Source organism: Bradyrhizobium sp. B117, assembly GCF_038969555.1.
Taxonomy (GTDB): Bacteria; Pseudomonadota; Alphaproteobacteria; order Rhizobiales; family Xanthobacteraceae; genus Bradyrhizobium.
The window spans coordinates 4170475-4196253 of the sequence record NZ_CP152414.1 but is presented as its reverse complement, the minus strand read 5'-3'; the positions used below and the strand labels follow the sequence as shown (position 1 = coordinate 4196253).

Genomic DNA, 25779 nt, shown 5'->3' with positions numbered 1-25779 from the left:
CGTCGCGAAGCGACGAGCCCGGAATCCATAACCACCATAATGAGTATGGATTCCGGGCTCGCGCCAAGAGGCGCGCCCCGGAATGACGTGCTAGAGAGGGAACAAGAAACAAAGGAAGGAAACCACCTATGGCGTATGAGACGATCAAATACGAGGTCGCCGAGCAGATCCTCACCATCACGCTGAACCGGCCCGACAAGCTCAACGCCTTCAACGCGCAGATGCAAGCCGAGCTGATCGACGCGTTCGACGCTGCCGACAAGGACGACAATGTCCGGGCCATCATCGTCACCGGCGCCGGCCGCGGTTTTTGCGCGGGCGCTGATCTGTCGTCGGGCGCCGACACGTTCGATCGCGACGCGCGGCGCGGACTGGTGAAGCGCTTCGCCGACGGCAAGGTCGATTACAGCGATCCGCAGGTGCGTGACGGCGGCGGCCAGGTGACCTTGCGCATCTTCAAATGCCTGAAGCCCGTGATCGCCGCGGTGAACGGACCTGCGGTCGGCATCGGCGTCACCATGCAGCTCGCGATGGATATCCGCATCGCCTCCGACGCTGCGCGCTTCGGCTTCGTGTTCTCCCAGCGCGGCATCGTGCCGGAGGCGGCATCAAGCTGGTTCCTGCCGCGCATCGTCGGCATCTCGCAGGCGCTGGAGTGGTGCTATTCGGGGCGCGTCTTCCCGGCGCAGGAGGCCCTTGCCGGCCGCCTCGTCAGCAAGGTCGTCGCTCCCGATGATCTCTTGCCGACCGCCCGCGCGCTCGCCAAGGAGTTCGCCGCCAAGACCGCCCCGGTATCGGTGGCGCTGATCCGCCAGATGATGTGGCGCATGATGGGCGCAGACGATCCGATGGAGGCCCACAAGGTCGACAGCCGTGGCATCTACACCCGCGGCCGCTCGGACGATGTGAAGGAAGGTGTGGTGTCGTTCCTGGAGAAGCGGCCGGCGCAGTTCAAGAACAAGGTGTCCAGCGATATGCCGGACTATTTCCCGTGGTGGACGGAGCGGGAATACAAATAACGCTCTTGTAGGGTGGGCAAAGGCGCTCTTGCGCCGTGCCCACCATCTGTCAGTAACCAAAACCAAATCGTGGGCACGCTTCGCTTTGCCCACCCTACGGCATCGTCACCGCATTGTTAGCGCCACGCGCCCGATCACCTTGCGGTCGATCAAGAGCCGCATCGCCTTCGCGTAATCCTCCAGCGGCAGGCGATGCGAGACGTTCGGGCGCAGCTTGCCCTCCTCCGCCCACTGCAAGAGCGCCTTCAGGCGCACCTCGCCCAGCGCGGGATTTTTCCGTACCGCTTCGCCAGCGCGCACGCCGAGCACGCTGGCGCCCTTGATCAGCAACAGATTGGTCTTGGCCGAACCGATGCCGCCCGTAAAGCCGATCACCAGCAGCCGCGCGCCCCACCCGATGCAGCGCATCGAATTCTCGAACACCTCGCCGCCGACGGGATCGAACACGACGTCCGCCCCGCGGCCGTCGGTGATGCGCTTGACCGCATCGCGGAACGGCTCGCGGTCATAGCGGATGAGATGGTCGGCGCCGCGCGATTTCGCGATCGCAAGCTTCTCGTCGCTGGAGGCGGTCGCGATCACGGTTGCGCCGAGCATTTTGCCGATCTCGACGGCAGCAAGGCCGACGCCGCCGCCGGCGCCATGCACCAGCAGCACCTCGCCGGGCTCGACCCGGCCGCGATCGATCAGCGCGTGATAGGCGGTGCCGTGGCCGGCGAGATAGGTCGCGGCCTCGGCATAGTCGAAGGTGGACGGCATCGGCGTGAGCTGCGACGGCGTCACCACGGCTTCATCGGTGAAGGCTCCGTGGCGCATCTTCACGATGACCTTGTCGCCGACGGCAATGCCCCTCGCCTCCGCGCCGACCTCGGTGACGTCGCCGGCGGCCTCCATGCCCGGCGTGAACGGCAACTCCGGCTTGAGCTGATATTCGCCGGCCGCCATCAGCACGTCAGGGAAATTCAACCCCGCGGCACGGATCGCAACGCGCACCTCGCCCTGTTTCAGGGCGCGCGATGGAAACTCCTCCAGCTGCAAGGTTTCGGGCGCGCCGAGCGCGCGGCAAACGACAGCGCGCACCATCAGGCCGCGCTCGCCTTGCTGCGCAGAAGCGCCTCGCGGATCAACGGCAGGCGATCATTGCCGAAATACATATCCGTCTTGTTGACAAAAATCGTCGGCGAGCCGAAGCCGCCGCGCGCGACGACCTCTTCGGTGTTGGCCTTGAGCTGGTCCTTGATGCCCTGCTCGGAAATGCCGGCAAAGAACTTCTGCTCGTCGATGCCGACTTTCCTGCAGATCTCGGCGAGCACCGCGTCCTGCGAGATGTCCTTGTCGTCGCCCCAATAGGTCTCGAAAACGGCGGTCGCGAACGGCACCGTCTCTTTGCCGAGCCAGATGCAGCCGCGCATGGCCTTGACGCTGTTCACCGGAAATACCGTCGGCGGCATCTTGATCGACAGGCCGGCCGAGCGCGCCCAGTCCGAGAGGTCCTTTTTCATGTAGCGCGCCTTCAGCGGCACGGGCTTTTCGCGCTGGGCGTAGACGCTCGGATTGACCGTGTTGAAGATGCCACCGACCAGGATCGGCCGCCAGGCGATCTCGGCGCCGACCTCCTTTGCCAGCGGCTGGATGTTGTGGAAGGCGAGATAAGTCCAGGGGCTGGAGCAGTCGAAGAAGAATTCGATCATGGGGTTTCCTTGTGTCGTGTTTGTCTCGATCTCTCCCCCGTCATTGCGAGGAGCGGAGCGACGAAGCAATCCAGACTCTTTCCACAGAACCAGTCTGGATTGCTTCGCTTCGCTCGCAATGACGAGGAGGCAGCTGTGGCTACTTCCTTCCCAGCACTTCCTTCGCACGCTGGCCGAACATGATCTTGCGTGATTCCTCGTCGAACGGCTCTTTCACGAATTTTCCGATCGCAAGTCCCGCCTGCACCTGCGGCCTTGCCCGCACCTCGGCGTACCAGCGTTTCACGTTCGAATAGTCGTCGAGGGTAAAGCCCTGCGCCTTGTGGGTCATGGTCCAGGGGAAGCAGGCGATGTCGGCGATGGAATAGTCGCCGGCGACATAAGCGAGGGTCTTGCCGAGCTGCCGGTCGAGCACGCCATAGAGCCGCGCCGCCTCATCGCGGTAGCGCTCGATCGCATAGGGAATCTTCTCGGCGGCATAGAGCGCGAAATGGCCGTGCTGGCCGAGCATCGGCCCGAGCCCTCCCATCTGCCACATCACCCATTGGATGGTGGTGGAGCGGCCGCGCAGGTCGGTGGGCAAGAAACGGCCGGACTTCTCCGCCAGATAAATCAGGATTGCGCCGGTCTCGAATGCCGAGAACGGCGCACCACCATCGGCCGGGTCATGATCGACAATCGCGGGAATGCGGTTGTTGGGGGAGATCGCGAGAAACTCGGGGTTGAACTGCTCGCCGGCGCGGATATTGACGGGCTTCACCGTGTAGGGAAGCCCGAGTTCCTCCAGCATGATCGAGATTTTCCAGCCGTTCGGCGTCGGCGCGTAATAGAGGTCGATCATGACCTGTCCTCTGGCCTTCCCTTTGGGCCTTTCCCTTCGGCCTTCCCTGGCGCCGCCGCTGGAATAGAGAGCGACTTTCGTTGTTCTGTACCTCGACGTTAGGACATGGCAGGAAGGGGCGCAACTCAACCTGCCGGGAGGGCCGCCATGCTGTTTCCAACCACGATCGCCGGCTCCTTGCCGAAGCCCGAATGGCTCGCCGAGCCCAACATGCTCTGGGCGCCCTGGAAGTCCCAAGGCGACGAGCTGCTCCGCGCCAAGCGCGACGCGACGCTGATCTGGCTGAAGATCCAGGAAGACGCCGGCATCGACATCGTCACTGAGGGCGAGCAGGCCCGGCAGCATTTCGTGCACGGTTTTCTGGAGAAGATCGAGGGCATCGATTTCGCCCACAAGGTCGAGATGGGCATCCGCAAGGACCGCTACAAGGCGATGGTGCCGCAGGTGGTCGCGCCGCTCCGGCTCAAGGGCCGCGTCCACGCCTTTGAGGCGCAAGTGGCGCGCACGCACACGAAGAAGAAGCTGAAATTCACCCTGCCCGGCCCGATGACCATCATCGACACCATCGCCGACCGTTACTATGGCGACCGCGTCAAGATGGCATTTGCCTTCGCCGAGCTCCTGAACGAAGAGGCCAAGGCCTTGCAGGCCGACGGCGTCGATCTCGTGCAGTTCGACGAGCCCGCCTTCAACGTCTACATGGACGAGGTCAACGACTGGGGCATCAAGGCGCTGGAGCGCGCCGCGCAGGGCCTGACCTGCACCACCGCCGTGCACATCTGCTACGGCTACGGCATCAAGGCCAACACCGACTGGAAGGAAACGCTCGGGACGCAATGGCGGCAGTATGAGCAGATCTTCCCCGCGATCGACGCGAGCCCGATCCAGCAGGTCGCGATCGAGTGCCGCAATTCGAAGGTGCCGCTCGACCTGCTCGCGCTCCTCAAGAACAAGATCGTGCAGGCGGGCGTGATCGACGTCGCCAGCGACACGGTCGAGACGGCCGAGGACGTCGTGCAGGTGATCGACGCCGTCTCGAAGTTCGTGCCGAAGAGCAACATCATCGCCACCACCAATTGCGGCATGGCGCCGATGCGGCGCGAGATCGCCGAAGCCAAGCTGATGGCGCTTGGCGCCGGCGCCGCGCTGGCGCGCGAGAAGCTCGGATGATGGTGGACGTTCGGACGGTGCTCGTCGCCGCAGCCTTTGCGGCGACCACTCTGCCTGCTTGCGCGGAGGACCGCTCGGTGCTCTTCAACTGCAAAGCCATGATCGAGCGCGCGGAGAAGCAGGCCGGCAGCGTCAGCGAAGCCGAACTCACCCGCTGCCGCCAGATCATCCGCGAATGGGCTCTGCGCGACGCGCGCACGACGGTCGACGAACAGGGACGGCCGCTGAAGTAGCTACGCGTTCGGTGCGTCCCCTCCGCCCTTGCGGGGGAGGGTTAGGGAGAGGGGTGGCCACAAGCTCCGCTCTCGCCCGTGGCTACCCCTCTCCCCCGCCCTCCCCCGCAAGGGGGGAGGGAGCGCAGAGTGCGCTGGGATGGAGCGTTGCCTGATAGCCGGCATTCATGGCGCGCAGCGTCGAAGGCGGCGTCAGCAATTGCGCGCCTTCAAGCTCGCGCACATCGGCAACATAACCCGCAGGCGACCACAACAACGCCCTGCCCTGCACGACCAGAAAACTCTCATCGCCCTGCTGCACCATCGCGCCGTCAGGGAGCTGGTCGAGCGGCACCAGCAGCGCGTGCAGGCGCTTCCTGCCCTGGTCGAGCCGCTCGTGATGCAGCACCGTGTCGATGTCGTGCATGCGGACGTCATGCACGCGGTTGCCCTGCTCCCATGCGGTCCGAAACTGATTGGCCTCGTCACGGCGGCAGTAGAAGCAGGGGCGATGGCCGGCGGCGAGCGCGGTGGCCTCGTCAAGGAAGAACAGCTCGGTCCAGCTTCGCTGCGCCATCACCTCGCGGCGGCGGCCGCGGAATTCACAGGCGCAAGTGAGCCAGGCCGGCGTCGACCAGCGCTTCTTCAGAAGCGTCTTGGTCGCGGGATCATGGATGATGCCGCGATTGCCGGTGAACATGCCGCGATGCGGGGTGGCGATGATGTCGCCGGTGGGGGTGACGCGGTTTTGCAGGGGCATGGTGCGGCTCTTCTCCTTCTCCCCGCGTGCGGGGAGAAGGTCGGGATGAGGGGGAGCCTCTGCAAACTCGGTGAGAGCTGGACTCGCGGAGAGTCCCCCTCACCCGCGCCTACGGCGCGGCCTCTCCCCGCACGCGGGGAGAGGCGAAGAAAAACTACGCCGCCCCGTCACGCAGCGGTGGATGGTACGAGAGCGCCGTGTCCCACGGGAAGAATATCCACGTGTCCTGCGACACTTCGGTGATGAAGGTGTCGACCAGCGGACGTCCCATTGGCTTGGCATAGACCGTGGCGAAATGCGCATCAGGCAGCATCTCGCGCACCAGGCGGCCAGTCTTGCCGGTGTCGACGAGGTCGTCGACGATCAAGAGCCCCTTGCCCGTGCCGTTGCCGAGCTTCATGGCCGCCTCGGAAATGCCCTTGAGCACCTGAAGCTCGCCCTGCTTGTTGTGGTCGTAGCTGGCGATGCAGACCGTATCGATCACGCGCACGCCGAGCTCACGGGCCACGATCGCGGCGGGCACCAGGCCGCCGCGGGTGATCGCGATCACCGCGTGGAACGGGCCGACCTCGTTGAGGCGCCAGGTCAGCGCCCGGCAATCCCGGTGGAACTGGTCCCACGACACCGGGAAGGCCTTGCCGGCCTTTTCCTGCGCATTCAGTTCCGGTGCTTCACCAGCCATTGTCGTCTCCTGCTTCATCAAACGTCCGGCAAGCCGGCCGCTAAAAGCATGATCCGGAAAAGTGTGCAGCGGTTTTCCGGTAAGATCATGCTCCAATAAAACGCTAAAGCGCCGGGCGCGGCGCTTTAGCGGGTGATGTTCAATCCCGCCAGCATGTCCTTCACCGCGGACATTGCCGCTGCGAGCTTATCCGCATCGCGCGAGCGCACCACCAGATTGGTGTTCGGCTTCTGCTCCTCGTCCATGAAGGGATAGCTGCCGATGATGGTGTCGGGATGGGCCTCGGCGATCGCCCGCAGCGGGCTGCCGATGTCGCCCTCGCGCGCATTGGCGCGCACCGATTCGGACAGCATCCGCACGCCGGATTTCAGCTTGGGCGAGACGATGTCCATCATCGCCTGCATGATCGAGGGCACGCCGGCCATGACGATGACATTGCCGATCTTGAAGCCGGGCGCGAGGATGGTCGCGCTCTGGATCAGCTCGGCGCCATCGGGAATGCGGGCCATGCGCAGACGGGCCTCGTTGAGGTCCTGCTCGCTCCAGCGCTCGCGGAAACGGGCGACCACCTCCGGGTGATGGTCGATGCCGACGCCGAACGCCTTGGCGACGCTGTCGGCGGTGATGTCGTCATGGGTCGGCCCGATACCGCCCGTCGTGAAGACATAGGTGTAGCGATGCCGCAGTGCATCCAACGCGGCGATGATGTCGGCCTCGTCGTCGGAGACGACCCGGACTTCCTTCAGGTCGATGCCGATATTGGTCAGGTATTCGGCGATGAAGCCGATATTCTTGTCCTTGGTCCGGCCGGACAGGATTTCATCCCCGATGACCAGAATGCCCGCCGTGACGATCTCGCTCATGCCTTCAGTCCCTCACCTGTCGTCTCGACTTTGCCGAGGTAACGCGTTGAAGTCACGCGGTTTTGCTGCCGAAATAAGCAGTCCTCAGCCATTTTTTCAGGCAAGCCGCCAGTCATCCCCGGCAAATCCTGCCAGTCCATGCTTATCGCGCTGGCCCGGCCCTTGCTACCGCATGAAAGTCATGCACTCTTGCCGCATGGCCACGGAGAACAGTCGGGATCTATGGCAGTCGCGTTTGACGAAATGAATATTCCCGGCGGGGACCTTCGCCCCGCCTATCAGGAGCTGGCACGCTGGCTCAAGGAGACGCCTCCCGAGGCGCTCGAATATCGCCGCCAGGAGGCCGAGCTCCTGTTTCGCCGGATCGGCATCACCTTCGCGGTCTATGGCGAGGCCGAGTCCACCGAGCGACTGATCCCGTTCGACGTGATCCCCAGGATCATGTCCGGCAAGGAATGGGCGCTGCTGGAGAAGGGCCTCAAGCAGCGCGTGCGCGCGCTCAACATGTTCCTGCGCGACATCTATCACGGCCGCGACATCCTGCGTGCGGAGGTCGTGCCCGACGATCTGATCTTCCAGAACCCGGTCTTCCGCCCCGAGATGAATGGCCAGCAGGTGCCGCACGACGTCTACGTGCACATTGCCGGCATCGACATCGTCCGGGTCGACGCCGAGGACTTCATCGTGCTGGAGGACAATGCGCGCACGCCGTCGGGCGTGTCCTACATGCTGGAAAACCGCGAGATCATGATGCGGCTGTTTCCGGATCTGTTCGCCCGCCACAAGGTGGCGCCGGTCGAACGCTATCCGGACGAGCTGCTCGCGGCGTTGCGCTCGGTCGCGCCGCAAAGCGCCTCCGGCGAACCGACCGTCGCGCTGCTCACGCCGGGCGTCTACAATTCCGCCTATTACGAGCACTCGTTCCTGGCCGACAAGCTCGGCATCGAGCTCGTCGAGGGCCGCGACCTCATCGTCAAGAACAACGAAGTGTTCATGCGGACCACGGAAGGGCTGAAGCGGGTCGACGTGATCTATCGCCGCGTCGACGACGACTTCCTCGATCCCCTCACCTTCCGCCCCGACTCGGTGCTCGGCGTGCCCGGCCTGATGTCGGCCTATGCGGCCGGCAACATCACGCTCGCCAACGCCGTCGGCACCGGCATCGCCGACGACAAGGCGATCTACTCCTACATGCCTGACATCGTGAAATTCTATCTCGGCGAGGAGCCGATCCTGAAGAACGTGCCGACATGGCGCTGCCGCGAGCCGAAGGATCTGGCTTACGTGCTGGACAATCTCGGCGAACTGGTCGTGAAGGAGGTGCACGGCTCCGGCGGCTACGGCATGCTGATCGGCCCCGCCGCGACGAAAGCGACGATCGAGGCCTTCCGCGAAAAGCTCAAGCGCGAGCCGGAAGGCTTTATCGCCCAGCCGACGCTGGCGCTCTCGACCTGCCCGACTTGCACGGCCGCCGGCCTTGCGCCGCGCCACGTCGACCTCAGACCGTTCGTGCTCACCGGCAGCAAGCGCACCACGATCGTGCCGGGCGGGCTGACGCGCGTTGCGCTGAAGGAAGGTTCGCTCGTGGTGAATTCGAGCCAGGGCGGCGGCACCAAAGACACCTGGATTCTGGACGAGTAGAGAGAATGCTGTCGCGTACCGCCGAAAACCTCTACTGGCTCGCCCGCTACGTCGAACGGGCCGAGTATCTCGCGCGCACGATCGATGCGACCTTGCGCGTCACAGCCTTGCCGGCCGCCTATATCGGCAAGACCAATGAATGGGACTCCGCGCTGCTTACCGCCGGCGTCGCCGCCAGCTTCTACCAGACCTACGAGGAAGCCAACGAGCACAACGTCGTCGACTATCTCTCGTTCTCCGCGAACAACCCGTCCTCGATCCGGAACTGCATCGAGGCGGCACGGCTGAACTCGCGCTCGGTGCGCACCGCGCTGACCAGCGAGATGTGGGACACCATCAACTCGGCCTGGATCGAGCTGCAGGCGGTCTGGAGCAAGGGCACCTCGACGCGCGAGGACCTCGCAAAGTTCCTGCGCTTCGTGCAGGAGACCTCGCTGCGCTTCGACGGCTCGGCCTACCGGACCATGCTGCGCAACGACGCCTATTGGTTCTCGCGGATGGGCGTGCATCTGGAGCGCGCCGACAACACCGCGCGCATCCTCGACGTGAAGTATCACGTGCTGCTGCCCGAGGAGGAGCATGTCGGCGGCCCGCTCGACTTCTACCAGTGGAGCTCGATCCTGCGCTCGGTCTCAGCGCTGACGGCCTATCACTGGGTCTATCGCGAGACGCTGAAGCCCTGGCTGATCGCGGACCTGCTCATCCTCAACGACACGCTGCCGCGCTCGCTCGCGAGCTGCTACGGCAATCTCGTGCGCAACCTCGACCAGATCGGCGTCGCCTATGGCCGCCAGGGCCCGGCCCAGCGCCACGCCCGCGGCATCCGCAACCGGCTGGAACACAGCAACATGAACGACATTTTCCAGCACGGCGTGCATGAATTCATTCAGGAATTCATCGCTGATAATTCCAGGCTGGGCGAAATCATCACGAAGCAGTATTTGATCTAGTCGAACAGGGACTCTCACTCATCGTCATTCCGGGGCGCGCGCAGCGCGAACCCGGAATCTCGAGATTCCGGGTTCGGTCCTAACGGACCGCCCCGGAATGACGGAATCAAACACCATGCGCCTGCGAATCCAGCACACAACGACCTATCGCTACGAGCCGGCGGCGACCAGCGTGATCCAGATCCTGCGCATGACGCCCGGCAGCCATGACGGGCAATATGTGGCGGAGTGGCAGATCGACGTCTCCACCGACACCAAGCTCGACACCCATGAGGACGCGTTCGGCAACGTCACCCACGTGCTGTCCTGCGGACCCGTCGGCGACATCAGGATCACAGCCGAGGGCCTGATCGAAACCCATGACACCGGCGGCGTGCTGCGCGGCGCCGACGAGCGTTTTCCGGCCGGCATGTTTTTGCGTACGACCGACCTCACCTCCGTCAATCCGGCGATGACGGCGGTGGCGCGCCAGCTGCGCAGCGAGGCCGAGAGCGACACGCTCGGCTTCCTGCACACGCTGATGACGCAGATCAGCGAGCACATGACCTTCGACGAGGATCCGACCAACAGCGGCACCTCGGCGGCCGAAGCCTTCACGCTCAAGCGCGGCGTCTGCCAGGACTACGCGCACATCTTCATCGCCTGCGCGCGCACCGGCGGCGTGCCGGCGCGCTTCGTCTCCGGCCATTTCCTGCGGGCCGACGGCACCGTGCACCAGGACGCCGGCCATGCCTGGGCGGAGGCCTACGTGCCTGACCTCGGCTGGGTCGGCTTCGATCCCGCCAACAGCATCTGCGCCACCGACGCCCATGTCCGCGTCGCCATCGGGCTCGATTATCTCGGCGCAGCACCCGTGCGCGGCACCCGTTACGGCGGCGGCTCCGAGACGCTGACGGTTGCGGTCAAGGTCGATCAGGCCGGGCGCGGCGGGCAGTCGCAATCGCAGTCCCAGCGGCAGGGCTAGGCGCAGCGTTACAGCTGTAATCGACGATCCTCGCGCTGAAACCGCGCCGTAGCGCTCTCTGTTCAACCTCCGTTGCGATCCGTTTCCGCAACAGAGGTTGAGACAGATGCGGCTTCAAGAAAAGACCAAGACACATTCCGTGCAACTGCGCGATCCCCACAAGGACATGCTTGCGGGCATCCAGAAACTGGCGCCGTCGATCAAGGCTCGCGCCGCGGAGATGGAAGCCGCGCGCCGCGTCTCGCCTGATATCGTGGAGCGGCTGAAGTCGATCGGTGTCTTTCGCATGTTCGTGCCGCGAAGCCATGGCGGGCTGGAGCTGGATTTTCCGGCCGGAATGGAGGTCATCAGGGCACTTAGCCGTCTCGACGGCTCGGTCGGCTGGATCTCGGTCGTGGCCGGAGCCAGCAGCCTGTTCGTCGCCGCGTCACGCCCGGAACTGTACAAGCGCATCTATCAGGACGGACCCGATACGGCGATCTGCGGCTCGTCCCAACCAGGTGGAACGGCAGAGCGCGTGGACGGCGGCTATCGCGTCAAGGGCCGCTGGCCGTTTGTCAGCGGTTGCACCCATGCCGACTGGATCGGCGGGTTCTGCATTGTCACCGAGAATGGCAAACCGGTCCCGGGTGAGCAGGGCAAGCCGCAGGTTCGCGTCGTGGCGCTGCCGGCGCGCGACTGGGAGATCGAGGACACCTGGCACGCGGCGGGACTGAAGGGCACCGCCAGCCATCACGTCACGCTGAAGGAGACGCTGGTTCCCGAGGCCGATTTCATCGATCTTGGTGCAGGCCCGCAGCAGCCGGGTCCGCTCTATCAGGCGCTGATGCAATGGCTGCCCCTGGTGCACAGCGCATTCGCGGTGGGCGTGGCGGAGGGTACCGTCGATGAACTGCTCGCGCTCGCCGGTACCGGGAAGCAGCAATTGCATGCGACCGTGCCGATGCGGGAATCCGAGACCTTCCAATACGAGCTCGGCCGGATTTCCGCCGACCTCGCGGCCGCACGGGCGTTTCAAGAGGCCCAGGCCGCCAGCCACTGGCGTCACGCGCAGTCGGGAACGCTGAACGACGAAGACCTCGTGATCGAGGGGGCCCAATCCGCGACCTGGCTCGCCACGACCTGCGTCCGCATCGCGGATGCCTCTTTTGCGCTGGCCGGAAGCAGCGCGATCTACGACACTTCGCCGTTGCAGCGGCGCCTGCGCGATCTTCATGTCGCGGCTCAGCACGCTCACGCGCAGCAGAGACAGTATGTCGACATCGGAAAGCTGGCCTTGCGGCGTTCGGCTGCGCATGCCGGCTGACCGCGTGAGCCGTGCTACACTCGCGGGATCAGACCTGACCCCGCGAGGTATTCCATGGCGACCGTGAAGCTGCTTTCGGACGATGAGCTCTCCAGCGAGGCGCGCGCCGTTTTCGACGATATCCGCAAGGTGCGGAAATCGGACTTCGTCAACAATTTCTGGCGCGCGCTGGCGCATGATCCGAAGACGCTGCGGCGGACCTGGGAGAGCCTCAAGGAGGTGATGGGTCCGGGCGCGCTCGATCCCAAGGTCAAGGAGATGCTTTATGTCGCGGTGTCGATCGCGCATGGCTGCAGCTATTGCATCCATTCCCACACCGCCGCCGCCCGGGCCAAGGGCATGACCGAAGCCGAATATGGCGAGCTGCTCGCCATCGTCGGCATGGCCGCCGAGACGAACCGGCTGGTCACGGCGCTCGGCGTCCCCGTCGATGCGGCGTTTCTGGTGGATGCAGCGGACTGAGCGACAGAGCTAGCTGCTGTCATTCCGGGCTCGCGCTGACGCGCGCCCGGAATGACGGCCTATCCCCCGGGAATCGGGGGTTTCATGCCTCCCCGAAATTGGTTAGTAATTCCGCGCAAACGCGTTCGGGGACTGGAAATGACCTATTGCTGCGGAATCCTGGTTCGGGACGGTCTGGTGATGATCGCCGATACCCGCACCAATGCCGGCCTCGACAACGTCTCGACCTTCCGCAAGCTGCACATCTTCTCCAAGCCCGGCGACCGCATCATGGCGATCGCCAGTGCCGGCAACCTCGCCATCAGCCAGTCGGTGCTGTCCACCCTGACCGAGGGCCTGGAGGACCCCAACACGGGCGAGGTCGAGACGCTGATGAACGCGCCGACCATGTTCCAGGCCGCCCAGCGTATCGGCCGGGCGATCCGCGCGGTGCATGCCACCGAAGGTCCGGCGCTGAAGTCCGAGGATGTCTCCTTCGACGTCTCCTTCCTGTTCGGCGGGCAGATCAAGGGCGCGCGGATGCGCCTGTTCATGGTCTACACCGCCGGCAATTTCATCGAGTGCACCACCGACACGCCCTACTTGCAGATCGGTGAGCACAAATACGGCAAGCCGGTGCTCGACCGCGCCATGCATTACGACGTCGAGCTCTATGAAGCGCTGAAGACCGGCCTGATCTCGATGGACTCGACCATGCGCTCCAATCTCGGCGTCGGCCTTCCCATCGACGTCCTGGTGGTGCGCTCGGACGCCTATGATGCCGATCTCAACCACCGCATCGAGGCGGGTGAGCCCTATTTCCACGATCTGCGCTCGCGCTGGTCGGCGGCCTTGCGCGCGGCGCATCAGAACATCCCGCGGCCGCCCTACAAGAACGACAAAGACTCCAAAACCTGACAGCAAGAGAAAAGGCAGGAAACGATGAGTGAAGCGAAAAAGATCGCATTGGTGACGGGCGCCGGCACCGGCGTCGGACGCGCCGCGTCGCTGGCGCTGATGAACACCGGCTTCACCGTGGTGCTCGCCGGCCGCCGCCTCGACATGCTCGAGGAGACCGCAAAGCTCGGCCCCGCGGGCAAGAGCCTGTGCGTCACCGCCGACATGACCAAGCCGGACTCGATTGCAGCGCTGTTCGACAAGGTGAAGGCGACCTATGGCCGTCTCGACGTGCTGTTCAACAATGCCGGCACGGGCGCGCCGGCGGTGAACTTCGAGGATCTCAGCCTCGAGCAGTGGCAGGCGGTGGTGAACACCAACCTCACCGGCCCGTTCCTGTGCACCCAGCACGCCTTCCGCATCATGAAGGACCAGAACCCGCGCGGCGGCCGCATCATCAACAACGGCTCGATCTCGGCGCATGCGCCGCGGCCGTTCTCGGCGGCCTACACCTCGACCAAGCACGCCATCACCGGCCTGACCAAGGCCTCGAACCTCGACGGCCGCATGTATGACATCGCGGTCGGCCAGGTCGACATCGGCAATGCCGCAACGCCGATGACCGACCGCATGGTCAACGGCCCCGGCGTGCTTCAGCCCGACGGCACCACCAAGCACGAACCGCGCATGGACGCGAAAGCGGTCGGCGATGCCGTCGCCTACATGGCCGGCCTGCCGCTCGATGCCAACGTGCTGACCATGACGGTGATGGCGACGAAGATGCCGTTCGTGGGGCGCGGCTAGTCGATCTCTCGTGCCCCGGACGCAGCGCGGCATGCAATGACGCGCTGCTGAGCCGGGGCCCACCTCTCTCCGACATCGCCCGCGGCAACATGGGTCCCGGCTCTGCGGCGCACCGCTTACGCGCTGCACCGCGTCCGGGACACGAGACCTTCCGCTACTCCAAGCTCTCCACCTGGCGGAGACTGGGAAACAGCTTCATCCAGAGCAGCGCCACTGCGACGGTGCAGACGCCGCCGAGCACCGCCGCCGGCATGGCGCCGAACAACGCAGCTGTCAGCCCGCTCTCGAACTGGCCGAGCTGGTTCGAGGCGTTGATGAAGAGAAAATTCACCGCGCCGACGCGGCCACGCATCTCGTCGGGGGTGGCGAGTTGCACCAACGAGAAGCGGATCACGACGCTGATCGTGTCGGCGGCGCCGAGAACGGCGAGCGAGAGCACCGACAGCCACATCCAGGACGACAGCGCGAACACGATGGTGGCGAGGCCGAACACGATCACGGCCTGGAACATGCGCAGGCCTACATGCCGCGAGATGGCGTGACGCGCCAGCACCACGGTCATCAGCAGCGCGCCGACCGCGGGCGCGGCGCGCAGCACGCCGAGCCCCAACGGGCCGGTCTGGAGGATATCGCGGGCATAGATCGGCAGCAGCGCGGTGACGCCGCCGAACAGCACGGCGAACAGATCGAGCGAGATGGTGCCGAGGATCGCGGGGTTGCTGCGGATGAAACGGACGCCGGCAAAGATATTGTCGGCGGCGTCCATGTCCCTGGCGATGGCCTGCGGACGCGGCCGGATGAAGCCGGTCAGGATCATCCCGAGAATCCAGAACAGCACCATCACGGCGTAGGCAAGATGCGGCGCGATCGCGTAGGCAAAGCCGCCGAGCGCAGGGCCCGTGATGGTCGCGACTTGCGCCGCGCCGCTGGAGACCGCGGTGGCACGCTGGAGCGAGCCCTGCGGCGCGATCAGCGGCAGCAGTGCCGCCGTGGTCGGGCTTTCGAAGGCGCCGGCGATGCCGAGCACGAAGGTCGCAACGAAGATCTGCACCTCGCCGACCGCGCCGAGGTAGGTGATGACAGCAAGATAGAGCGCGGTCGCGGCTTCCACCAACTGACAGAGCTGGACCACGCGCTTGCGCTCGAAACGGTCGGCGGCGTGGCCGGCGACGAACACCAGGAGGGCCGTGGGGAGGAACTGCACGAGCCCGACCATGCCGAGATCGAATGCCGAGCCGGTGAGATCGTAGATCTGCCAGCCGATCGCGACCGCCGCGATCTGGCTGGAGAATCTCGACAGGCTGCGCGAGAGCAGGAAGAACAGGAAGGCGCGGTGGGTGAGGAGCTGGCCGGCCGTCACCGGCGGACTGGCCGTCACCGGCTGCGCTTCGCTAAGCGCTTCACTTGCCTTTTGGCTCACCTTCTGGACCATCCGCGGCAGATAATGACGATGCCCCGCGTGGCTGACGGGAACATTCTTGTCAACAGCGGGTGGCCGCCAGGACCATCCGGCATTGCGTTTGCAACGCAGGCGCGGCCATAATCATTGAGGGTTTGGGGACATCATGCTGCGGCTGCAATCGGCACTCGGCATTTTCGCATTGCTGCTGCTCGCCTATGCGCTGGCGGAGAATCGCCGCGCCGTCTCGCTGCGGCAGGCCGCGATCGGCCTCGTCGTGACCTTCGTCACCGCGCTCGTGCTGTTGAAGCTGCCCGTCGTCGCGCACGCTTTCGGCGCCATCAACGATGCGGTCGGCGCGATCTCGGCGGCCTCGCGCGCCGGCTCCGCCTTCGTGTTCGGCTATGTCGGCGGCGGCACCCTGCCCTTTGACCTCAAGGTGCCGGGCGCCGATTTCATCCTCGCCTTCCAGGCGCTGCCGATCGTGCTGGTGATGAGCGCGCTGACGACGCTGCTGTTCTATTGGCGGGTGCTGCCGCCAATCGTGCGCGGCATGGCCTGGCTGCTCGAACGCACGCTCGGCGTCGGCGGTGCGGTAGGCCTGTCGACCGCCGCCAACATCTTCCTCGGCATGGTCGAGGCGCCGCTGTTCGTGCGGCCATACCTGGCGCAGATGACGCGCAGCGAATTGTTTCTGGTGATGACCGGCGGCATGGCCGGCATCGCCGGGACGGTGCTGGTGCTCTATGCGACGCTGCTGGCGCCGCTGATTCCCGACGCGGCCGCGCATTTCGTCATCGCCTCGGTGCTGGGCGCGCCCGCCGCGATCCTCGTCAGCCTGATCATGGTGCCCGAGACGACTGACAGGCGCACCGGCGGCGCGCTGGAGGATCCTGACATGGACGTCGCCAGCACGATGGATGCAATCGTGAAGGGCACCACCGCCGGCCTCGAGCTGCTGCTCAACATCGTCGCGATGCTGCTGGTGCTGGTGGCGCTGGTCCATCTCGTCAACGCCGCGCTCGGATTGCTGCCTGATATCGGCGGCGCCGCGATCTCGTTGCAGCGCCTGCTGGGCCTCGTGATGGCGCCGGTGTGCTGGCTGATGGGGCTGCCCTGGGACCAGGCGATCACCGCCGGCAGCCTGATGGGCACCAAAACCGTGCTCAACGAATTGATCGCCTATGTCGATCTGTCGAAACTGCCGCCCGATGCGCTCGATCCGCGCTCGCGTCTGATCATGCTCTACGCAATGTGCGGCTTCGCCAATTTCGCCAGCCTCGGCATCATGATCGGCGGGCTCGGCGTGATGGCGCCGGATCGGCGCGAGGAGATCAATGCGCTCGGACTGAAGTCGATCGTATCGGGGACGCTGACGACGTGTTTGATGGGCGCGGTGGTGGGGGTGTTGGCGTAGACATCTCCGCGGTCATTGCGAGCGAAGCGAAGCAATCCAGAATGCATCTGCGGAAGCAGTCTGGATTGCTTCGTCGCAAGAGCTCCTCGCAATGACGGCGGAGAGAGTCTACGCCTCAACCACACAATTTGTGCTTCTGCAGGATGCGACGCACGTCGGCCATCTTGGCGCCGCACGGCTCGGCCGCCATGGCTTTCGCCTCGCTGGTCCGTCCCTGCACCAACAGCAACACCGCCATCAAGCCCTGCGCCCCGGAGCGCACCGGTCCGCCCGCTACATCCGAGGTCGCGAGCGACATGGCGGCCCGCACTTCCGCTTCGGCGGCACTGAGATTCTCCTGCTCCAGGAAGTAGACCGCACGGAAAAAATGAGCCCGTGGGTCTTTCGGGTAGCGCGTGACCAGATCGAAGGACCGGTCAGCCACCTTGGCACCCTTGTCCGGGTATTCCGAAATCCGGACATACTGCCTGGCCTCGGCCATGTAGGACGCATAATGAGCAGCGGCAAAGCCGGCGCAGATCAGAGATCCGACGCATCCTGCGAGCAACGTCATGCTCGCGCTCCGCGGCAGGCTGTCATAGGAACAGAACAGGAGCCACGGCATGATGGCAAGCGCGCCGCCGGCCAGCGCACCACCTGCATGGGCAAAATAGTCGACATTGCCGGAGGCGCCGAAGGCAAGCGGCAGCAGCGCGGGAACCCCGAAGAAGAGCGACGTCTTCAGTCTCGATATCGTCTGATCGGCGTCCGCTTCGGGATCGAAGCTCGAGACGAACAGCGCGGCGATGAGGCCGGTAATGGCGCCGGACGCACCGACGCCTGGCTGGCCGGGCGCATTGCCGAGGAGCGACCCGGCCTCGCCGACCAGTGCACTGGCAACAAAGATCAGCGCAAACCAGCCACGGCCGATCAGAGGCTCCAGCCTGACGCCGACGATGAACAGCGCAATGCAGTTGCCGATGAGGTGCCAATCGCTGCCGTGCAGAAGCGGCGCGAGGCCAATTCGCCACCACTCTCCCCTTCCAACAACCAGATCGTAGCTGGTCGCGCCATAAGCGATCAGCGAGCGGACATCGACCGAGCCGTCCCGCGCAACGTCGATGGCCAGACTGCGTTGCAGGGCGAAGACCAGCAGCAGACCGAAAATCAGGCCAATGGTGAGGAAGGGGATGTCGGCCAGCAGCTTGTTATCGGCAAAGAGCGTCCCCTCACTGGGCAAGGGCTGAGGAGCGATCGGCGCGGCCAGGGGTTGAAGCGATGCGCGTTGAAACGGTCCACTTGGTGGTGGCGCCACGACGCCGCGTCGGCCAAAGGTGTTGGTCGCCATGAAAGCATGTCCTGCATGTTCACAGCCCTGAGTTGACGCGAGGAATATTTTCGACTGGTTAGCGCCCGCCCGCGGGGCGGCTGAAACCACCCGATGGGTAACTTCCCGGTTTCGCGGATCGGTCGCTTTTTAGAGATCGTGTCGGGGACGCTGACGACGTGTCTGATGGGGGTGTTGAGCTAGACTCTCTCTGCTCGTCATTCCGGGGCGCCGCGAAAGCGGCGAGCCCGGAATCCATTTCACCTCGCGTTACGCCGCCCGATGGATTCCGGGCTCGCGCTTCGCGCGCCCCGGAATGACGGCTGAGAGAGGGTGCCTACGCCTTCAGCTCCACGGTCTTGAATTCTGCTGGCAAAATCACCTCCAGCAGCTCCACGTCGTCCGAATAATCCAGGATCATGTGCTTGATCTTCGGCGGCTGGGTCCAGGCGCTGCCTTCCTTCATCAGGGTCTCGCCCTGCCCGTCCATGTAGGTCTTCACCCAGCCCTTGAGCACGTAGACCATCTGGAATTCGACGTCGTGGAAGTGCAGTTTCGAGACTTCATCCGGATTGCAGGGGCCTTGCAGGCGGATCACATGCGCCTGCGCGAGACCGTGGGTCGCATCTGCAATGCCGAGGTCGCGGTATTTGGCGTAGGCGCGCAGGCCGTCGGCTTTAAAATCTTCCTCGCGGTGGTGGCTGATGGCGATGCGCTGCTTGGGACGAGCAGGCTTTTTCGGAGCGGCCGGGCGCGCTTTCACCTTCACTGCCTTGCGGGCTGTGGATCGCGCCGCGGCTTTGGTGCCGCTCCGCTTCTTCACCGCGGCTTGCGTTGCGCTGCGCGATTTCACCTTCTTGGCCATGGGCCGCCTCCCTGTTGTTATAGCGAGAGGCTAGCACAGAACGAAGGTCCGTAGGATGGGTAGAGCTCTTGCGAAACCCATCATCTCACGGCGGCCAAGGCGATGGGTTTCGCTTCGCTCTACCCATCCTACACGCGAGCACAGAACGAGATGCCGTAGGGTGGGCAAAGCGGAGCGTGCCCACCAATGTCAGTTGCGATCGGAGAGAGATGGTGGGCACGGCGCTTACGCGCCCTTGCCCACCCTACGAGACCGGTGCTCGCCTCAATGCAGCCGGAACACGCCGTCCACGGCGCGCAGCTCGGCGGGCTTGATCAGCTTGGAATGGGCGACCGTGACCGAATGCAGCGGGCCGTCGAGCTTCTCCTGCCAGAAGGCCAGGAAGTCGGTCAGGGCCGGGAATTTCGGAAACATGTCGTAGTTCTGCCAGACATAGGTCTGGAGTAGCGACGGGTGATCCGGCATCCGGTAGAGAATTTGTGCCGTCGTCAGCCCGTAACCCAGCATCTGTTTCCGGAAATCCTCGGAAACGCCCCCAACGCGCAGTCCCATGCCAAACCTCCTTTGCAGGAGCGCATTCGGGGAGTGGCTTGATCGGTGCCCCGGGAGCCACCCGGAAACGATGCGCTCACATGAGAGAAATGTGACGCAAACTGACAATCCATCTCAAGCCCAAAAGTTTAACAAGCTGTTGAAATTCAAAGCGTTAGCAGCAGATGCGGCCCCGTGCTAATACGGTCCGCCAAGGAGCCTCCAAGAGGCCACTAAGCCGGTTAACGATGGTAAAGAATTTCTGGCAATCCGCGCTTTCGAGTGCTGATTTTTCTGCTAGAAGCCCTTGCCCCCGCAAAATTCCTGTCCTATTTCAGCCTCGCCCGTGCTAGCACTCGCGGGCAACGATTGCTAACAATCTCAAAATCCTCAACTCGTGCAAATGTTTAGGAGGACTGCATGAAATTCCGTCCGCTTCACGACCGCGTCGTGGTCAAGCGCATCGACGCAGAAGAGAAGACCGCTGGCGGCATCATCATTCCCGACACTGCCAAGGAAAAGCCCTCCCAGGGCGAAGTCGTCGCCGTTGGCCCCGGTGGCCGCGACGAAGCCGGCAAGCTGATCCCGATCGACCTGAAGGTCGGCGACCGCGTGCTGTTCGGCAAGTGGTCCGGCACCGAAGTCAAGATCGACGGCGAAGACCTGCTGATCATGAAGGAAAGCGACATCATGGGCGTCCTCGACGTCCCCGCTTCCAAGAAGAAGGCGGCCTAACAGCCCCTCTCTCCCACCAGTCAACATCCTCAAGGAAAATTCCAGATGGCAGCCAAAGAAGTCAAATTCTCGGTTGAAGCGCGCGACAAGATGCTGCGCGGCGTCGACGTCCTCGCCAACGCGGTGAAGGTCACGCTCGGTCCGAAGGGCCGCAACGTCGTGCTCGACAAGTCGTTCGGCGCTCCCCGCATCACCAAGGACGGCGTCACCGTCGCCAAGGAGATCGAGCTCGACGACAAGTTCGAGAACATGGGCGCCCAGATGGTGCGCGAAGTCGCCTCCAAGTCCGCTGACGCGGCCGGCGACGGCACCACCACCGCCACCGTGCTCGCCCAGGCGATCGTGAAGGAAGGCGCCAAGTCCGTTGCCGCCGGCATGAACCCGATGGACCTCAAGCGCGGTATCGACCTCGCGGTCGAAGCCGTCGTTGCGGACCTCCAGAAGAACTCCAAGAAGGTCACCTCCAACGAGGAGATCGCCCAGGTCGGCACCATCTCGGCCAACGGCGACCAGGAGATCGGCAAGTTCCTCTCCGACGCCATGAAGAAGGTCGGCAACGAGGGTGTCATCACCGTCGAGGAAGCCAAGTCGCTCGAGACCGAACTCGACGTCGTCGAGGGCATGCAGTTCGACCGCGGCTACATCTCGCCCTACTTCGTCACCAACGCCGACAAGATGCGCGTTGAGATGGACGACGCCTACATCCTCATCAACGAGAAGAAGCTCTCCTCGCTGAACGAGCTGCTGCCGCTGCTCGAGGCCGTGGTGCAGACCGGCAAGCCGCTGGTCATCGTCGCCGAGGACGTCGAGGGTGAAGCGCTCGCGACCCTGGTCGTGAACCGCCTCCGTGGCGGCCTGAAGGTCGCGGCCGTCAAGGCTCCGGGCTTCGGCGATCGCCGCAAGGCCATGCTGCAGGACATCGCGATCCTGACCGGCGGCCAGGCGATCTCGGAAGATCTCGGCATCAAGCTCGAGAACGTGACGCTCAACATGCTCGGTCGCGCCAAGAAGGTGATGATCGACAAGGAGAACACCACGATCGTCAACGGCGCCGGCAAGAAGGCCGACATCGAGGCGCGCGTGGCCCAGATCAAGGCGCAGATCGAGGAGACCACCTCGGACTACGACCGTGAGAAGCTCCAGGAGCGTCTTGCCAAGCTCGCGGGCGGCGTCGCGGTGATCCGCGTCGGCGGCGCGACCGAGGTCGAGGTGAAGGAGCGCAAGGATCGCGTTGATGACGCGATGCATGCGACCCGTGCGGCTGTCGAGGAAGGCATCGTTCCGGGCGGCGGCGTCGCCCTGCTCCGTGCTTCCGAGCAGCTCAAGGGCCTGCGCACCAAGAACGACGACCAGAAGACCGGCGTCGAGATCGTGCGCAAGGCGCTGTCGGCTCCCGCTCGCCAGATCGCGATCAACGCCGGTGAAGACGGCTCGGTGATCGTCGGCAAGATCCTGGAGAACAAGGCCTACAATTACGGCTTCGACTCCCAGACCGGCGAGTATGCCGACCTCGTCAAGAAGGGCATCATCGACCCGACCAAGGTGGTCCGTACCGCGATCCAGAACGCTGCCTCGGTTGCCGCGCTCCTGATCACCACGGAAGCCATGGTCGCCGAGCTGCCCAAGAAGGGCGGCGCCGGTCCGGCGATGCCCCCGGGCGGCGGCATGGGCGGCATGGACTTCTAAGGTCCAACGACCTCAAGGACTACGAAACCCCGGCAGCGATGCCGGGGTTTTTGTTTTCTCTCCTCGTCATTCCGGGGCGCGCCCACTTAGGCGCGAGCCCGGAATCCATAACCACGAACGCTAGTTGGCGATCCCCGGATAGAGATCATCCCAGTTCGGATTCTGTTCCTCGATCAGCCGCGTCTTCCAGTCGCGCCGCACTTCTTGAGCTCCTTCTCGCGGGCGATGGCCGTGGCGGCATCGTCGTAGATCTCGAACAAGACGAGCTTGTCGACGCCGTACTTCGTCGTGAAGCCGGGGACGACCTTCGTCTTATGCTCGTACACACGGCGCACGAGATCACTGGTCATGCCGATGTAGAGCGTGCCGTGCTTCTTGCTTGCGAGGATGTAGACATAGTACGCCACAATATCCGCCTGTGGTTATGGATTCCGGGCTCGCGCCCAAGAGGGCGCGCCCCGGAATGACAGGAAGCCTCACCACACCTTGCCGAGCCGCTCCATGTGCGGCTCGCCGTTTTGGTCGAGCGACCAGAAGATCCGCGTCACCTTGCCGACGAGATTGTCCAAGGGGATGAAGCCCATCGCTGCCATGCGGCTGTCGGTGGAGTTGTCTCTGTTATCACCGAGCACGAAGAAATGGCCCGGCGGCACCGTGAAGACGTTGGTGTTGTCGAGATAGCCGTTGTCGATGCAGTCATAGGTGATGTAGCTCGCGCCGTTCGGCAGTGTCTCGCGCCAGCGCCTGACTTTTGCGGTATCGTCGGTCCCGCAGGCCGAGCCGGCGACAGTCTCCTTCAGGGCGACGCGCGTCACCGCACGGTCATTGAGAAAGAGTTGCCCTCCCCGCATCTGGATGCGGTCGCCGGGCAAGCCGATCACGCGCTTGACGTAGTCGACCGAGGTGTCCTTCGGCGTGCGGAACACGACGACATCACCATAATCAGGGTCGGCGGCGCGGAAACGGCCCGAGATCCATGACGGCGCAAACGGGAAGGAATAGCGGCCATAACCATAGGCATATTTCGCGGCGAAGACGTAGTCGCCGACCACCAGCGTCGGCATCATCGAGCCCGAGGGGATGTTGAACGGCTGGTACAGGAAGAAGCGAAACAGGAACGGCGGCGACCACAGCACCGGGATCAGCAGGATCAGGACGACGATCGCCTTCCATTCCCCGGATTTGGCCGAGGGTCGGATGGTTTGCTCGAGAGTGGTCATGCGCCCTTCCTGGTCGAGACTGCCGACGTTGCGAGCTTACGCAACCTTCGCGCGCACGCAATCCCCGCTCGGTATCTTGGTCGCAGCGGCGCGCTCGCGCGTTCATCGCCGGCGTTGACGACGGAGATGTGAAGGGCCGCCCGTGGGCGGCCCTTCTCGATTGTCACGCGCTCTCGGGCGCCTTCAGGCGCACGAGCCGGGTCAGGAGGGCATCGAGGCCCTCGCCGCTTCCGGCGTGGAGGTCGATGCGGCCGACCTTCTCGACCAGCCGCTCCAGCGACTCCAGCTCCTTGAGCCGAAGCAGCAGGGGGTTCTCCTCCATCAGGCGGGCGGTGTTCAGAAGCGACCGCGTTGCCGCCGTCTCCTCCTGCCGGCGGATCAGGTTCGCCTTGGCGACCCGCTCCGCCTCCACCACCTTGTTCACCAGCTCCCGGATCTCGCCGGGCAGGATCACGTCCTTGACGCCGAGCTCGGTGACTTCGACACCGGACTCTGCGACGCGTGCACGCACATAGTCGCGTAGCTCCGCATCCAGCGCCGCCTTCGCAGACAGCACCTCGTCCAGCGTCCGGCTCGCCACCGCCTCGCGGATCGCGAACTGCACCAGGCGGTACAGCCACGCATCCACGTCGGGCACGGTCGCAACCGTGCGCTCGGGATCGACCACCTTACGGAACGCCGTCAGCGTCACCCGCAGCGCGATGCGATCCTTGGTCAGCATCTCCTGCGCGGTGATCTCGACCGATTGGGGCCGAAGGTCGAGGCGCTTCACCTCGATCTTGCGGCCGACGGTCCAGAAGGCGTGCCGGCCGGGCGCGAGCCGCTCGGTGAGCCGGCCCTCGACATAGAGCAGGCCCGCCTCGTGGTTCTCGACCACCGTCTCCGACGTCACGGTCGAGCGGTTACGCTCGATCATGGTCAGATGCCGTGCGCCAACCCTGACATCGCTCGACACGTCGATGCGCTCGACATCGACGCGGGTTGCGACCTTCCAGTAGACGCGCACCTGCCAGGGCGTCATCAGATGCACGGGCCGGCCGTCGAGGCTGACGATGGCGATCTCGTCCGCCCTGGTCTCGACCGCCTCGAACAGCTCGGCGGCAAGATCAGGCCGCGCGGCCTTCAGCACCGCGTAGCGATCCGCAGGGAATTCGCTGCGAACCACGTCGAGCACCTCGGCCTTCAGCTCGTGCCAGGGATCGAACAGGCGGTGCTTGCCGGGCGCGAGCACGCGCACGAGCCGCCCGTTGCGCGTCAGCAACGCACGCTCGCCATCCTTCACCGTCACGTTCAGCGTCAGCAAGTGCCAGCTCTTGTTCAAAGTCATGACACGCCTCCTTCGTTTGCGCCCGGCCGGATGCCGGACGACAGTTTCGTTTGCAAAGGACGTGAGGACGCGGACGACGCTTCCCGTGACATCGGCGGGCCGGGGCTTGAGCTTGCGTGACGACGGGCGCACGCGCGCGATCGCGCGACGCGTGTCGCGCGGTCTTGCGGAGCCACCCGGCATCAACGCAAGCGGTATCGACCCGCGGCGCAAAGCCGGTCTCACAGTGTCAGGTTCGGACGGAAAGCCTAGCGGCAAAACGGCCGGACCGCGACTGAAGCGCGCGTCCGGTCCTCGTCAGAGGTATCAGCTTTTCAGGCTGAAACGGAGCGCTGGAGCGGGATTCGAACCCGCGTCACGATGATTAGCAGTCATCTGCTCTACCAACTGAGCTATCCCTTGGTGCAAGAGACCGGAATCGAACCGATGCCTTCGGGTTTCACCCCGACGCTCTCCATGAGCTACGTCCTGCGTTTCTCCTTCATTCGGCGGAACACGACACCGGAGACCGGCCCGCGCCAGTCGGGATCTCAGAGAGCCCGAACCCATGGCCTAGCGAAGGACCGCGCTAATAGACGAAGCACGTTCGGGTTGCAAGGGGATGGTGCGAGATTTTTCCAGTTTGTCATTCCGGGGCGCGGCGAAGCCGCGAGCTACGGTGCGCAATTGCGCACCTGAGAATCCATAACCACAGGCCTTAATTGGAGATACCGCTGTAGAGGTCATCCCAGTTCGGATTCTGTTCATCGATCAATCGTGTCTTCCAATCGCGCCGCCATTTCTTGAGCTCTTTCTCTCGAGCGATTGCACTTAGGGGGTCATCGAAAGTCTCAAACAGAACCAGCTTGTCGACCCCGTATCGTTTCGTGAACCCAGGGACGACCTTTGTCTTGTGCTCGTAGACGCGTCGAACGAGGTCGCTCGTTACGCCAATGTACAGCGTGCCGTATTTCTTACTTGCCAGGATGTAGACGTAGTACGCCATTGCATCCGCCTGTGGTTATGGATTCCGGGCTCGGCGCTTCGCGCCGCCCCGGAATGACGACCGGATG

27 protein-coding genes, 2 tRNA genes and 1 pseudogene are annotated in these 25779 nt (G+C 64.3%); 13 read left to right on the top strand and 17 right to left on the bottom strand.

Annotation, left to right across the window (positions count from 1 at the left end; translation table 11 throughout):
- Positions 1-128 precede the first annotated feature (128 nt).
- Positions 129-1019, top strand: coding sequence for a crotonase/enoyl-CoA hydratase family protein (locus tag AAFG16_RS20515; protein ID WP_342740341.1), 891 nt, complete (start codon positions 129-131; stop codon positions 1017-1019).
- Between the two features lie 105 nt (positions 1020-1124).
- Here the strand turns inward: AAFG16_RS20515 and AAFG16_RS20510 are convergent, their stop codons facing one another.
- The 3 genes from AAFG16_RS20510 to AAFG16_RS20500 all read right to left on the bottom strand — a co-directional run bounded on the left by AAFG16_RS20510 (position 1125) and on the right by AAFG16_RS20500 (position 3551).
- Positions 1125-2102, bottom strand: a complete 978-nt coding sequence (locus AAFG16_RS20510) for an NADPH:quinone oxidoreductase family protein (protein ID WP_342740340.1) — start codon at positions 2100-2102, stop codon at positions 1125-1127.
- Positions 2102-2710, bottom strand: a complete 609-nt coding sequence (locus AAFG16_RS20505) for a 2-hydroxychromene-2-carboxylate isomerase (RefSeq protein WP_342740339.1) — start codon at positions 2708-2710, stop codon at positions 2102-2104. Before AAFG16_RS20505 ends, AAFG16_RS20510 begins: the two co-directional genes overlap by 1 nt.
- Before the next feature lie 139 nt (positions 2711-2849).
- The gene (locus tag AAFG16_RS20500; RefSeq protein ID WP_283086081.1) at positions 2850-3551 is read right to left on the bottom strand and encodes a glutathione S-transferase N-terminal domain-containing protein; all 702 of its coding nucleotides are present in this window, start codon (positions 3549-3551) and stop codon (positions 2850-2852) included.
- A gap of 147 nt (positions 3552-3698) precedes the next feature.
- Here AAFG16_RS20500 and AAFG16_RS20495 point away from each other — a divergent pair, with 147 nt between their 5' ends.
- Both AAFG16_RS20495 and AAFG16_RS20490 read left to right on the top strand, forming a co-directional pair.
- Positions 3699-4721, top strand: coding sequence for a methionine synthase (locus AAFG16_RS20495; protein WP_283086080.1), 1023 nt, complete (start codon positions 3699-3701; stop codon positions 4719-4721).
- Positions 4718-4954 carry a hypothetical protein gene (locus tag AAFG16_RS20490; RefSeq protein ID WP_342740338.1) on the top strand — a complete coding sequence of 79 codons (237 nt, stop codon included), beginning with the start codon at positions 4718-4720 and terminating at the stop codon, positions 4952-4954. The genes AAFG16_RS20495 and AAFG16_RS20490 overlap by 4 nt, the downstream gene beginning before the upstream one ends.
- An 82-nt stretch (positions 4955-5036) precedes the next feature.
- On the opposite strand, the gene AAFG16_RS20485 is transcribed toward AAFG16_RS20490, so the two are convergent.
- The 4 genes from AAFG16_RS20485 to AAFG16_RS20470 form a co-directional block, all read right to left on the bottom strand.
- Positions 5037-5693, bottom strand: a complete 657-nt coding sequence (locus AAFG16_RS20485) for a hypothetical protein (RefSeq protein ID WP_283086078.1) — start codon at positions 5691-5693, stop codon at positions 5037-5039.
- Positions 5694-5847: 154 nt separating this feature from the next.
- Positions 5848-6375, bottom strand: a complete 528-nt coding sequence (gene gpt / locus AAFG16_RS20480) for a xanthine phosphoribosyltransferase (protein WP_211414695.1) — start codon at positions 6373-6375, stop codon at positions 5848-5850.
- Positions 6376-6500: 125 nt separating this feature from the next.
- Positions 6501-7238: a molybdopterin-binding protein gene (locus tag AAFG16_RS20475; protein ID WP_283086077.1), complete on the bottom strand. Its 738-nt coding sequence runs from the start codon at positions 7236-7238 to the stop codon at positions 6501-6503.
- The gene (locus AAFG16_RS20470) at positions 7235-7378 is read right to left on the bottom strand and encodes a hypothetical protein (RefSeq protein ID WP_283086076.1); all 144 of its coding nucleotides are present in this window, start codon (positions 7376-7378) and stop codon (positions 7235-7237) included. The genes AAFG16_RS20475 and AAFG16_RS20470 overlap by 4 nt, the downstream gene beginning before the upstream one ends.
- Before the next feature lie 82 nt (positions 7379-7460).
- Between AAFG16_RS20470 and AAFG16_RS20465 the strand changes: the two genes are divergently transcribed.
- The 7 genes from AAFG16_RS20465 (at position 7461) to AAFG16_RS20435 (ending at position 14241) form a co-directional block, all read left to right on the top strand.
- Positions 7461-8879, top strand: a complete 1419-nt coding sequence (locus tag AAFG16_RS20465) for a circularly permuted type 2 ATP-grasp protein (RefSeq protein WP_283086075.1) — start codon at positions 7461-7463, stop codon at positions 8877-8879.
- Positions 8880-8884: 5 nt separating this feature from the next.
- Positions 8885-9829 (top strand): alpha-E domain-containing protein, encoded by a 945-nt coding sequence (locus AAFG16_RS20460; protein ID WP_342740337.1) that lies wholly within the window; start codon positions 8885-8887, stop codon positions 9827-9829.
- 115 nt (positions 9830-9944) lie between these two features.
- Positions 9945-10793, top strand: coding sequence for a transglutaminase family protein (locus AAFG16_RS20455; RefSeq protein ID WP_283086074.1), 849 nt, complete (start codon positions 9945-9947; stop codon positions 10791-10793).
- Positions 10794-10899: 106 nt separating this feature from the next.
- Positions 10900-12099 (top strand): acyl-CoA dehydrogenase family protein, encoded by a 1200-nt coding sequence (locus tag AAFG16_RS20450; protein ID WP_283086073.1) that lies wholly within the window; start codon positions 10900-10902, stop codon positions 12097-12099.
- A 54-nt stretch (positions 12100-12153) separates the two neighbouring features.
- Positions 12154-12561 (top strand): carboxymuconolactone decarboxylase family protein, encoded by a 408-nt coding sequence (locus AAFG16_RS20445; protein WP_283086072.1) that lies wholly within the window; start codon positions 12154-12156, stop codon positions 12559-12561.
- Positions 12562-12699: 138 nt separating this feature from the next.
- Positions 12700-13458: a peptidase gene (locus AAFG16_RS20440; protein WP_283086071.1), complete on the top strand. Its 759-nt coding sequence runs from the start codon at positions 12700-12702 to the stop codon at positions 13456-13458.
- Between the two features lie 24 nt (positions 13459-13482).
- Complete coding sequence (locus tag AAFG16_RS20435; RefSeq protein WP_342740336.1) at positions 13483-14241, top strand: SDR family oxidoreductase; 759 nt, start codon at positions 13483-13485, stop codon at positions 14239-14241.
- Positions 14242-14395: 154 nt separating this feature from the next.
- Here the strand turns inward: AAFG16_RS20435 and AAFG16_RS20430 are convergent, their stop codons facing one another.
- Positions 14396-15619 carry an MFS transporter gene (locus tag AAFG16_RS20430; protein ID WP_283086926.1) on the bottom strand — a complete coding sequence of 408 codons (1224 nt, stop codon included), beginning with the start codon at positions 15617-15619 and terminating at the stop codon, positions 14396-14398.
- Between the two features lie 187 nt (positions 15620-15806).
- Here AAFG16_RS20430 and AAFG16_RS20425 point away from each other — a divergent pair, with 187 nt between their 5' ends.
- Entirely contained in the window at positions 15807-17057 is a 1251-nt protein-coding gene (locus AAFG16_RS20425; protein WP_283086069.1) for a nucleoside transporter C-terminal domain-containing protein, read from the top strand.
- Positions 17058-17172: 115 nt separating this feature from the next.
- On the opposite strand, the gene AAFG16_RS20420 is transcribed toward AAFG16_RS20425, so the two are convergent.
- From AAFG16_RS20420 to AAFG16_RS20410, 3 genes are all read right to left on the bottom strand, one after another.
- The gene (locus tag AAFG16_RS20420; RefSeq protein ID WP_342740335.1) at positions 17173-18384 is read right to left on the bottom strand and encodes a rhomboid family intramembrane serine protease; all 1212 of its coding nucleotides are present in this window, start codon (positions 18382-18384) and stop codon (positions 17173-17175) included.
- Positions 18385-18700: 316 nt separating this feature from the next.
- Complete coding sequence (locus AAFG16_RS20415; protein WP_283086067.1) at positions 18701-19228, bottom strand: cupin domain-containing protein; 528 nt, start codon at positions 19226-19228, stop codon at positions 18701-18703.
- Between the two features lie 264 nt (positions 19229-19492).
- Positions 19493-19780 carry an usg protein gene (locus AAFG16_RS20410; RefSeq protein WP_027560138.1) on the bottom strand — a complete coding sequence of 96 codons (288 nt, stop codon included), beginning with the start codon at positions 19778-19780 and terminating at the stop codon, positions 19493-19495.
- A 399-nt stretch (positions 19781-20179) separates the two neighbouring features.
- Between AAFG16_RS20410 and groES the strand changes: the two genes are divergently transcribed.
- Positions 20180-20494: a co-chaperone GroES gene (gene groES, locus AAFG16_RS20405; RefSeq protein WP_027560139.1), complete on the top strand. Its 315-nt coding sequence runs from the start codon at positions 20180-20182 to the stop codon at positions 20492-20494.
- 45 nt (positions 20495-20539) lie between these two features.
- A complete protein-coding gene (groL, locus tag AAFG16_RS20400) occupies positions 20540-22180 on the top strand; it encodes a chaperonin GroEL (RefSeq protein ID WP_027560140.1) in 1641 nt (546 codons plus the stop codon).
- Between the two features lie 120 nt (positions 22181-22300).
- On the opposite strand, the pseudogene AAFG16_RS20395 reads toward groL, so the two are convergent.
- The 6 genes and pseudogenes from AAFG16_RS20395 to AAFG16_RS20370 all read right to left on the bottom strand — a co-directional run bounded on the left by AAFG16_RS20395 (position 22301) and on the right by AAFG16_RS20370 (position 25712).
- A pseudogene (locus AAFG16_RS20395) lies at positions 22301-22587 on the bottom strand (GIY-YIG nuclease family protein).
- A gap of 69 nt (positions 22588-22656) precedes the next feature.
- Positions 22657-23400 (bottom strand): signal peptidase I, encoded by a 744-nt coding sequence (lepB, locus tag AAFG16_RS20390; RefSeq protein WP_283086065.1) that lies wholly within the window; start codon positions 23398-23400, stop codon positions 22657-22659.
- A 163-nt stretch (positions 23401-23563) separates the two neighbouring features.
- The gene (locus AAFG16_RS20385) at positions 23564-24727 is read right to left on the bottom strand and encodes a slipin family protein (RefSeq protein WP_283086064.1); all 1164 of its coding nucleotides are present in this window, start codon (positions 24725-24727) and stop codon (positions 23564-23566) included.
- A gap of 333 nt (positions 24728-25060) precedes the next feature.
- Positions 25061-25125: transfer RNA gene (locus tag AAFG16_RS20380), tRNA-Ser, on the bottom strand.
- 2 nt (positions 25126-25127) lie between these two features.
- Positions 25128-25199, bottom strand: a tRNA-Ser gene (locus tag AAFG16_RS20375).
- Positions 25200-25424: 225 nt separating this feature from the next.
- Entirely contained in the window at positions 25425-25712 is a 288-nt protein-coding gene (locus AAFG16_RS20370; RefSeq protein WP_283086063.1) for a GIY-YIG nuclease family protein, read from the bottom strand.
- Between the last annotated feature and the right edge of the window lie 67 nt (positions 25713-25779).

Bases quoted from the DNA above. Each gene is read 5' to 3' on its own strand.
- AAFG16_RS20515 (WP_342740341.1), top strand. From the start codon at position 129: ATGGCGTATGAGACGATCAAATACGAGGTCGCCGAGCAGATCCTCACC.
- AAFG16_RS20510 (WP_342740340.1), bottom strand. From the start codon at position 2,102: ATGGTGCGCGCTGTCGTTTGCCGCGCGCTCGGCGCGCCCGAAACCTTG.
- AAFG16_RS20505 (WP_342740339.1), bottom strand. From the start codon at position 2,710: ATGATCGAATTCTTCTTCGACTGCTCCAGCCCCTGGACTTATCTCGCC.
- AAFG16_RS20500 (WP_283086081.1), bottom strand. From the start codon at position 3,551: ATGATCGACCTCTATTACGCGCCGACGCCGAACGGCTGGAAAATCTCG.
- AAFG16_RS20495 (WP_283086080.1), top strand. From the start codon at position 3,699: ATGCTGTTTCCAACCACGATCGCCGGCTCCTTGCCGAAGCCCGAATGG.
- AAFG16_RS20490 (WP_342740338.1), top strand. From the start codon at position 4,718: ATGATGGTGGACGTTCGGACGGTGCTCGTCGCCGCAGCCTTTGCGGCG.
- AAFG16_RS20485 (WP_283086078.1), bottom strand. From the start codon at position 5,693: ATGCCCCTGCAAAACCGCGTCACCCCCACCGGCGACATCATCGCCACC.
- gpt (WP_211414695.1), bottom strand. From the start codon at position 6,375: ATGGCTGGTGAAGCACCGGAACTGAATGCGCAGGAAAAGGCCGGCAAG.
- AAFG16_RS20475 (WP_283086077.1), bottom strand. From the start codon at position 7,238: ATGAGCGAGATCGTCACGGCGGGCATTCTGGTCATCGGGGATGAAATC.
- AAFG16_RS20470 (WP_283086076.1), bottom strand. From the start codon at position 7,378: ATGGACTGGCAGGATTTGCCGGGGATGACTGGCGGCTTGCCTGAAAAA.
- AAFG16_RS20465 (WP_283086075.1), top strand. From the start codon at position 7,461: ATGGCAGTCGCGTTTGACGAAATGAATATTCCCGGCGGGGACCTTCGC.
- AAFG16_RS20460 (WP_342740337.1), top strand. From the start codon at position 8,885: ATGCTGTCGCGTACCGCCGAAAACCTCTACTGGCTCGCCCGCTACGTC.
- AAFG16_RS20455 (WP_283086074.1), top strand. From the start codon at position 9,945: ATGCGCCTGCGAATCCAGCACACAACGACCTATCGCTACGAGCCGGCG.
- AAFG16_RS20450 (WP_283086073.1), top strand. From the start codon at position 10,900: ATGCGGCTTCAAGAAAAGACCAAGACACATTCCGTGCAACTGCGCGAT.
- AAFG16_RS20445 (WP_283086072.1), top strand. From the start codon at position 12,154: ATGGCGACCGTGAAGCTGCTTTCGGACGATGAGCTCTCCAGCGAGGCG.
- AAFG16_RS20440 (WP_283086071.1), top strand. From the start codon at position 12,700: ATGACCTATTGCTGCGGAATCCTGGTTCGGGACGGTCTGGTGATGATC.
- AAFG16_RS20435 (WP_342740336.1), top strand. From the start codon at position 13,483: ATGAGTGAAGCGAAAAAGATCGCATTGGTGACGGGCGCCGGCACCGGC.
- AAFG16_RS20425 (WP_283086069.1), top strand. From the start codon at position 15,807: ATGCTGCGGCTGCAATCGGCACTCGGCATTTTCGCATTGCTGCTGCTC.
- AAFG16_RS20420 (WP_342740335.1), bottom strand. From the start codon at position 18,384: ATGGCGACCAACACCTTTGGCCGACGCGGCGTCGTGGCGCCACCACCA.
- AAFG16_RS20415 (WP_283086067.1), bottom strand. From the start codon at position 19,228: ATGGCCAAGAAGGTGAAATCGCGCAGCGCAACGCAAGCCGCGGTGAAG.
- AAFG16_RS20410 (WP_027560138.1), bottom strand. From the start codon at position 19,780: ATGGGACTGCGCGTTGGGGGCGTTTCCGAGGATTTCCGGAAACAGATG.
- groES (WP_027560139.1), top strand. From the start codon at position 20,180: ATGAAATTCCGTCCGCTTCACGACCGCGTCGTGGTCAAGCGCATCGAC.
- groL (WP_027560140.1), top strand. From the start codon at position 20,540: ATGGCAGCCAAAGAAGTCAAATTCTCGGTTGAAGCGCGCGACAAGATG.
- lepB (WP_283086065.1), bottom strand. From the start codon at position 23,400: ATGACCACTCTCGAGCAAACCATCCGACCCTCGGCCAAATCCGGGGAA.
- AAFG16_RS20385 (WP_283086064.1), bottom strand. From the start codon at position 24,727: ATGACTTTGAACAAGAGCTGGCACTTGCTGACGCTGAACGTGACGGTG.
- AAFG16_RS20370 (WP_283086063.1), bottom strand. From the start codon at position 25,712: ATGGCGTACTACGTCTACATCCTGGCAAGTAAGAAATACGGCACGCTG.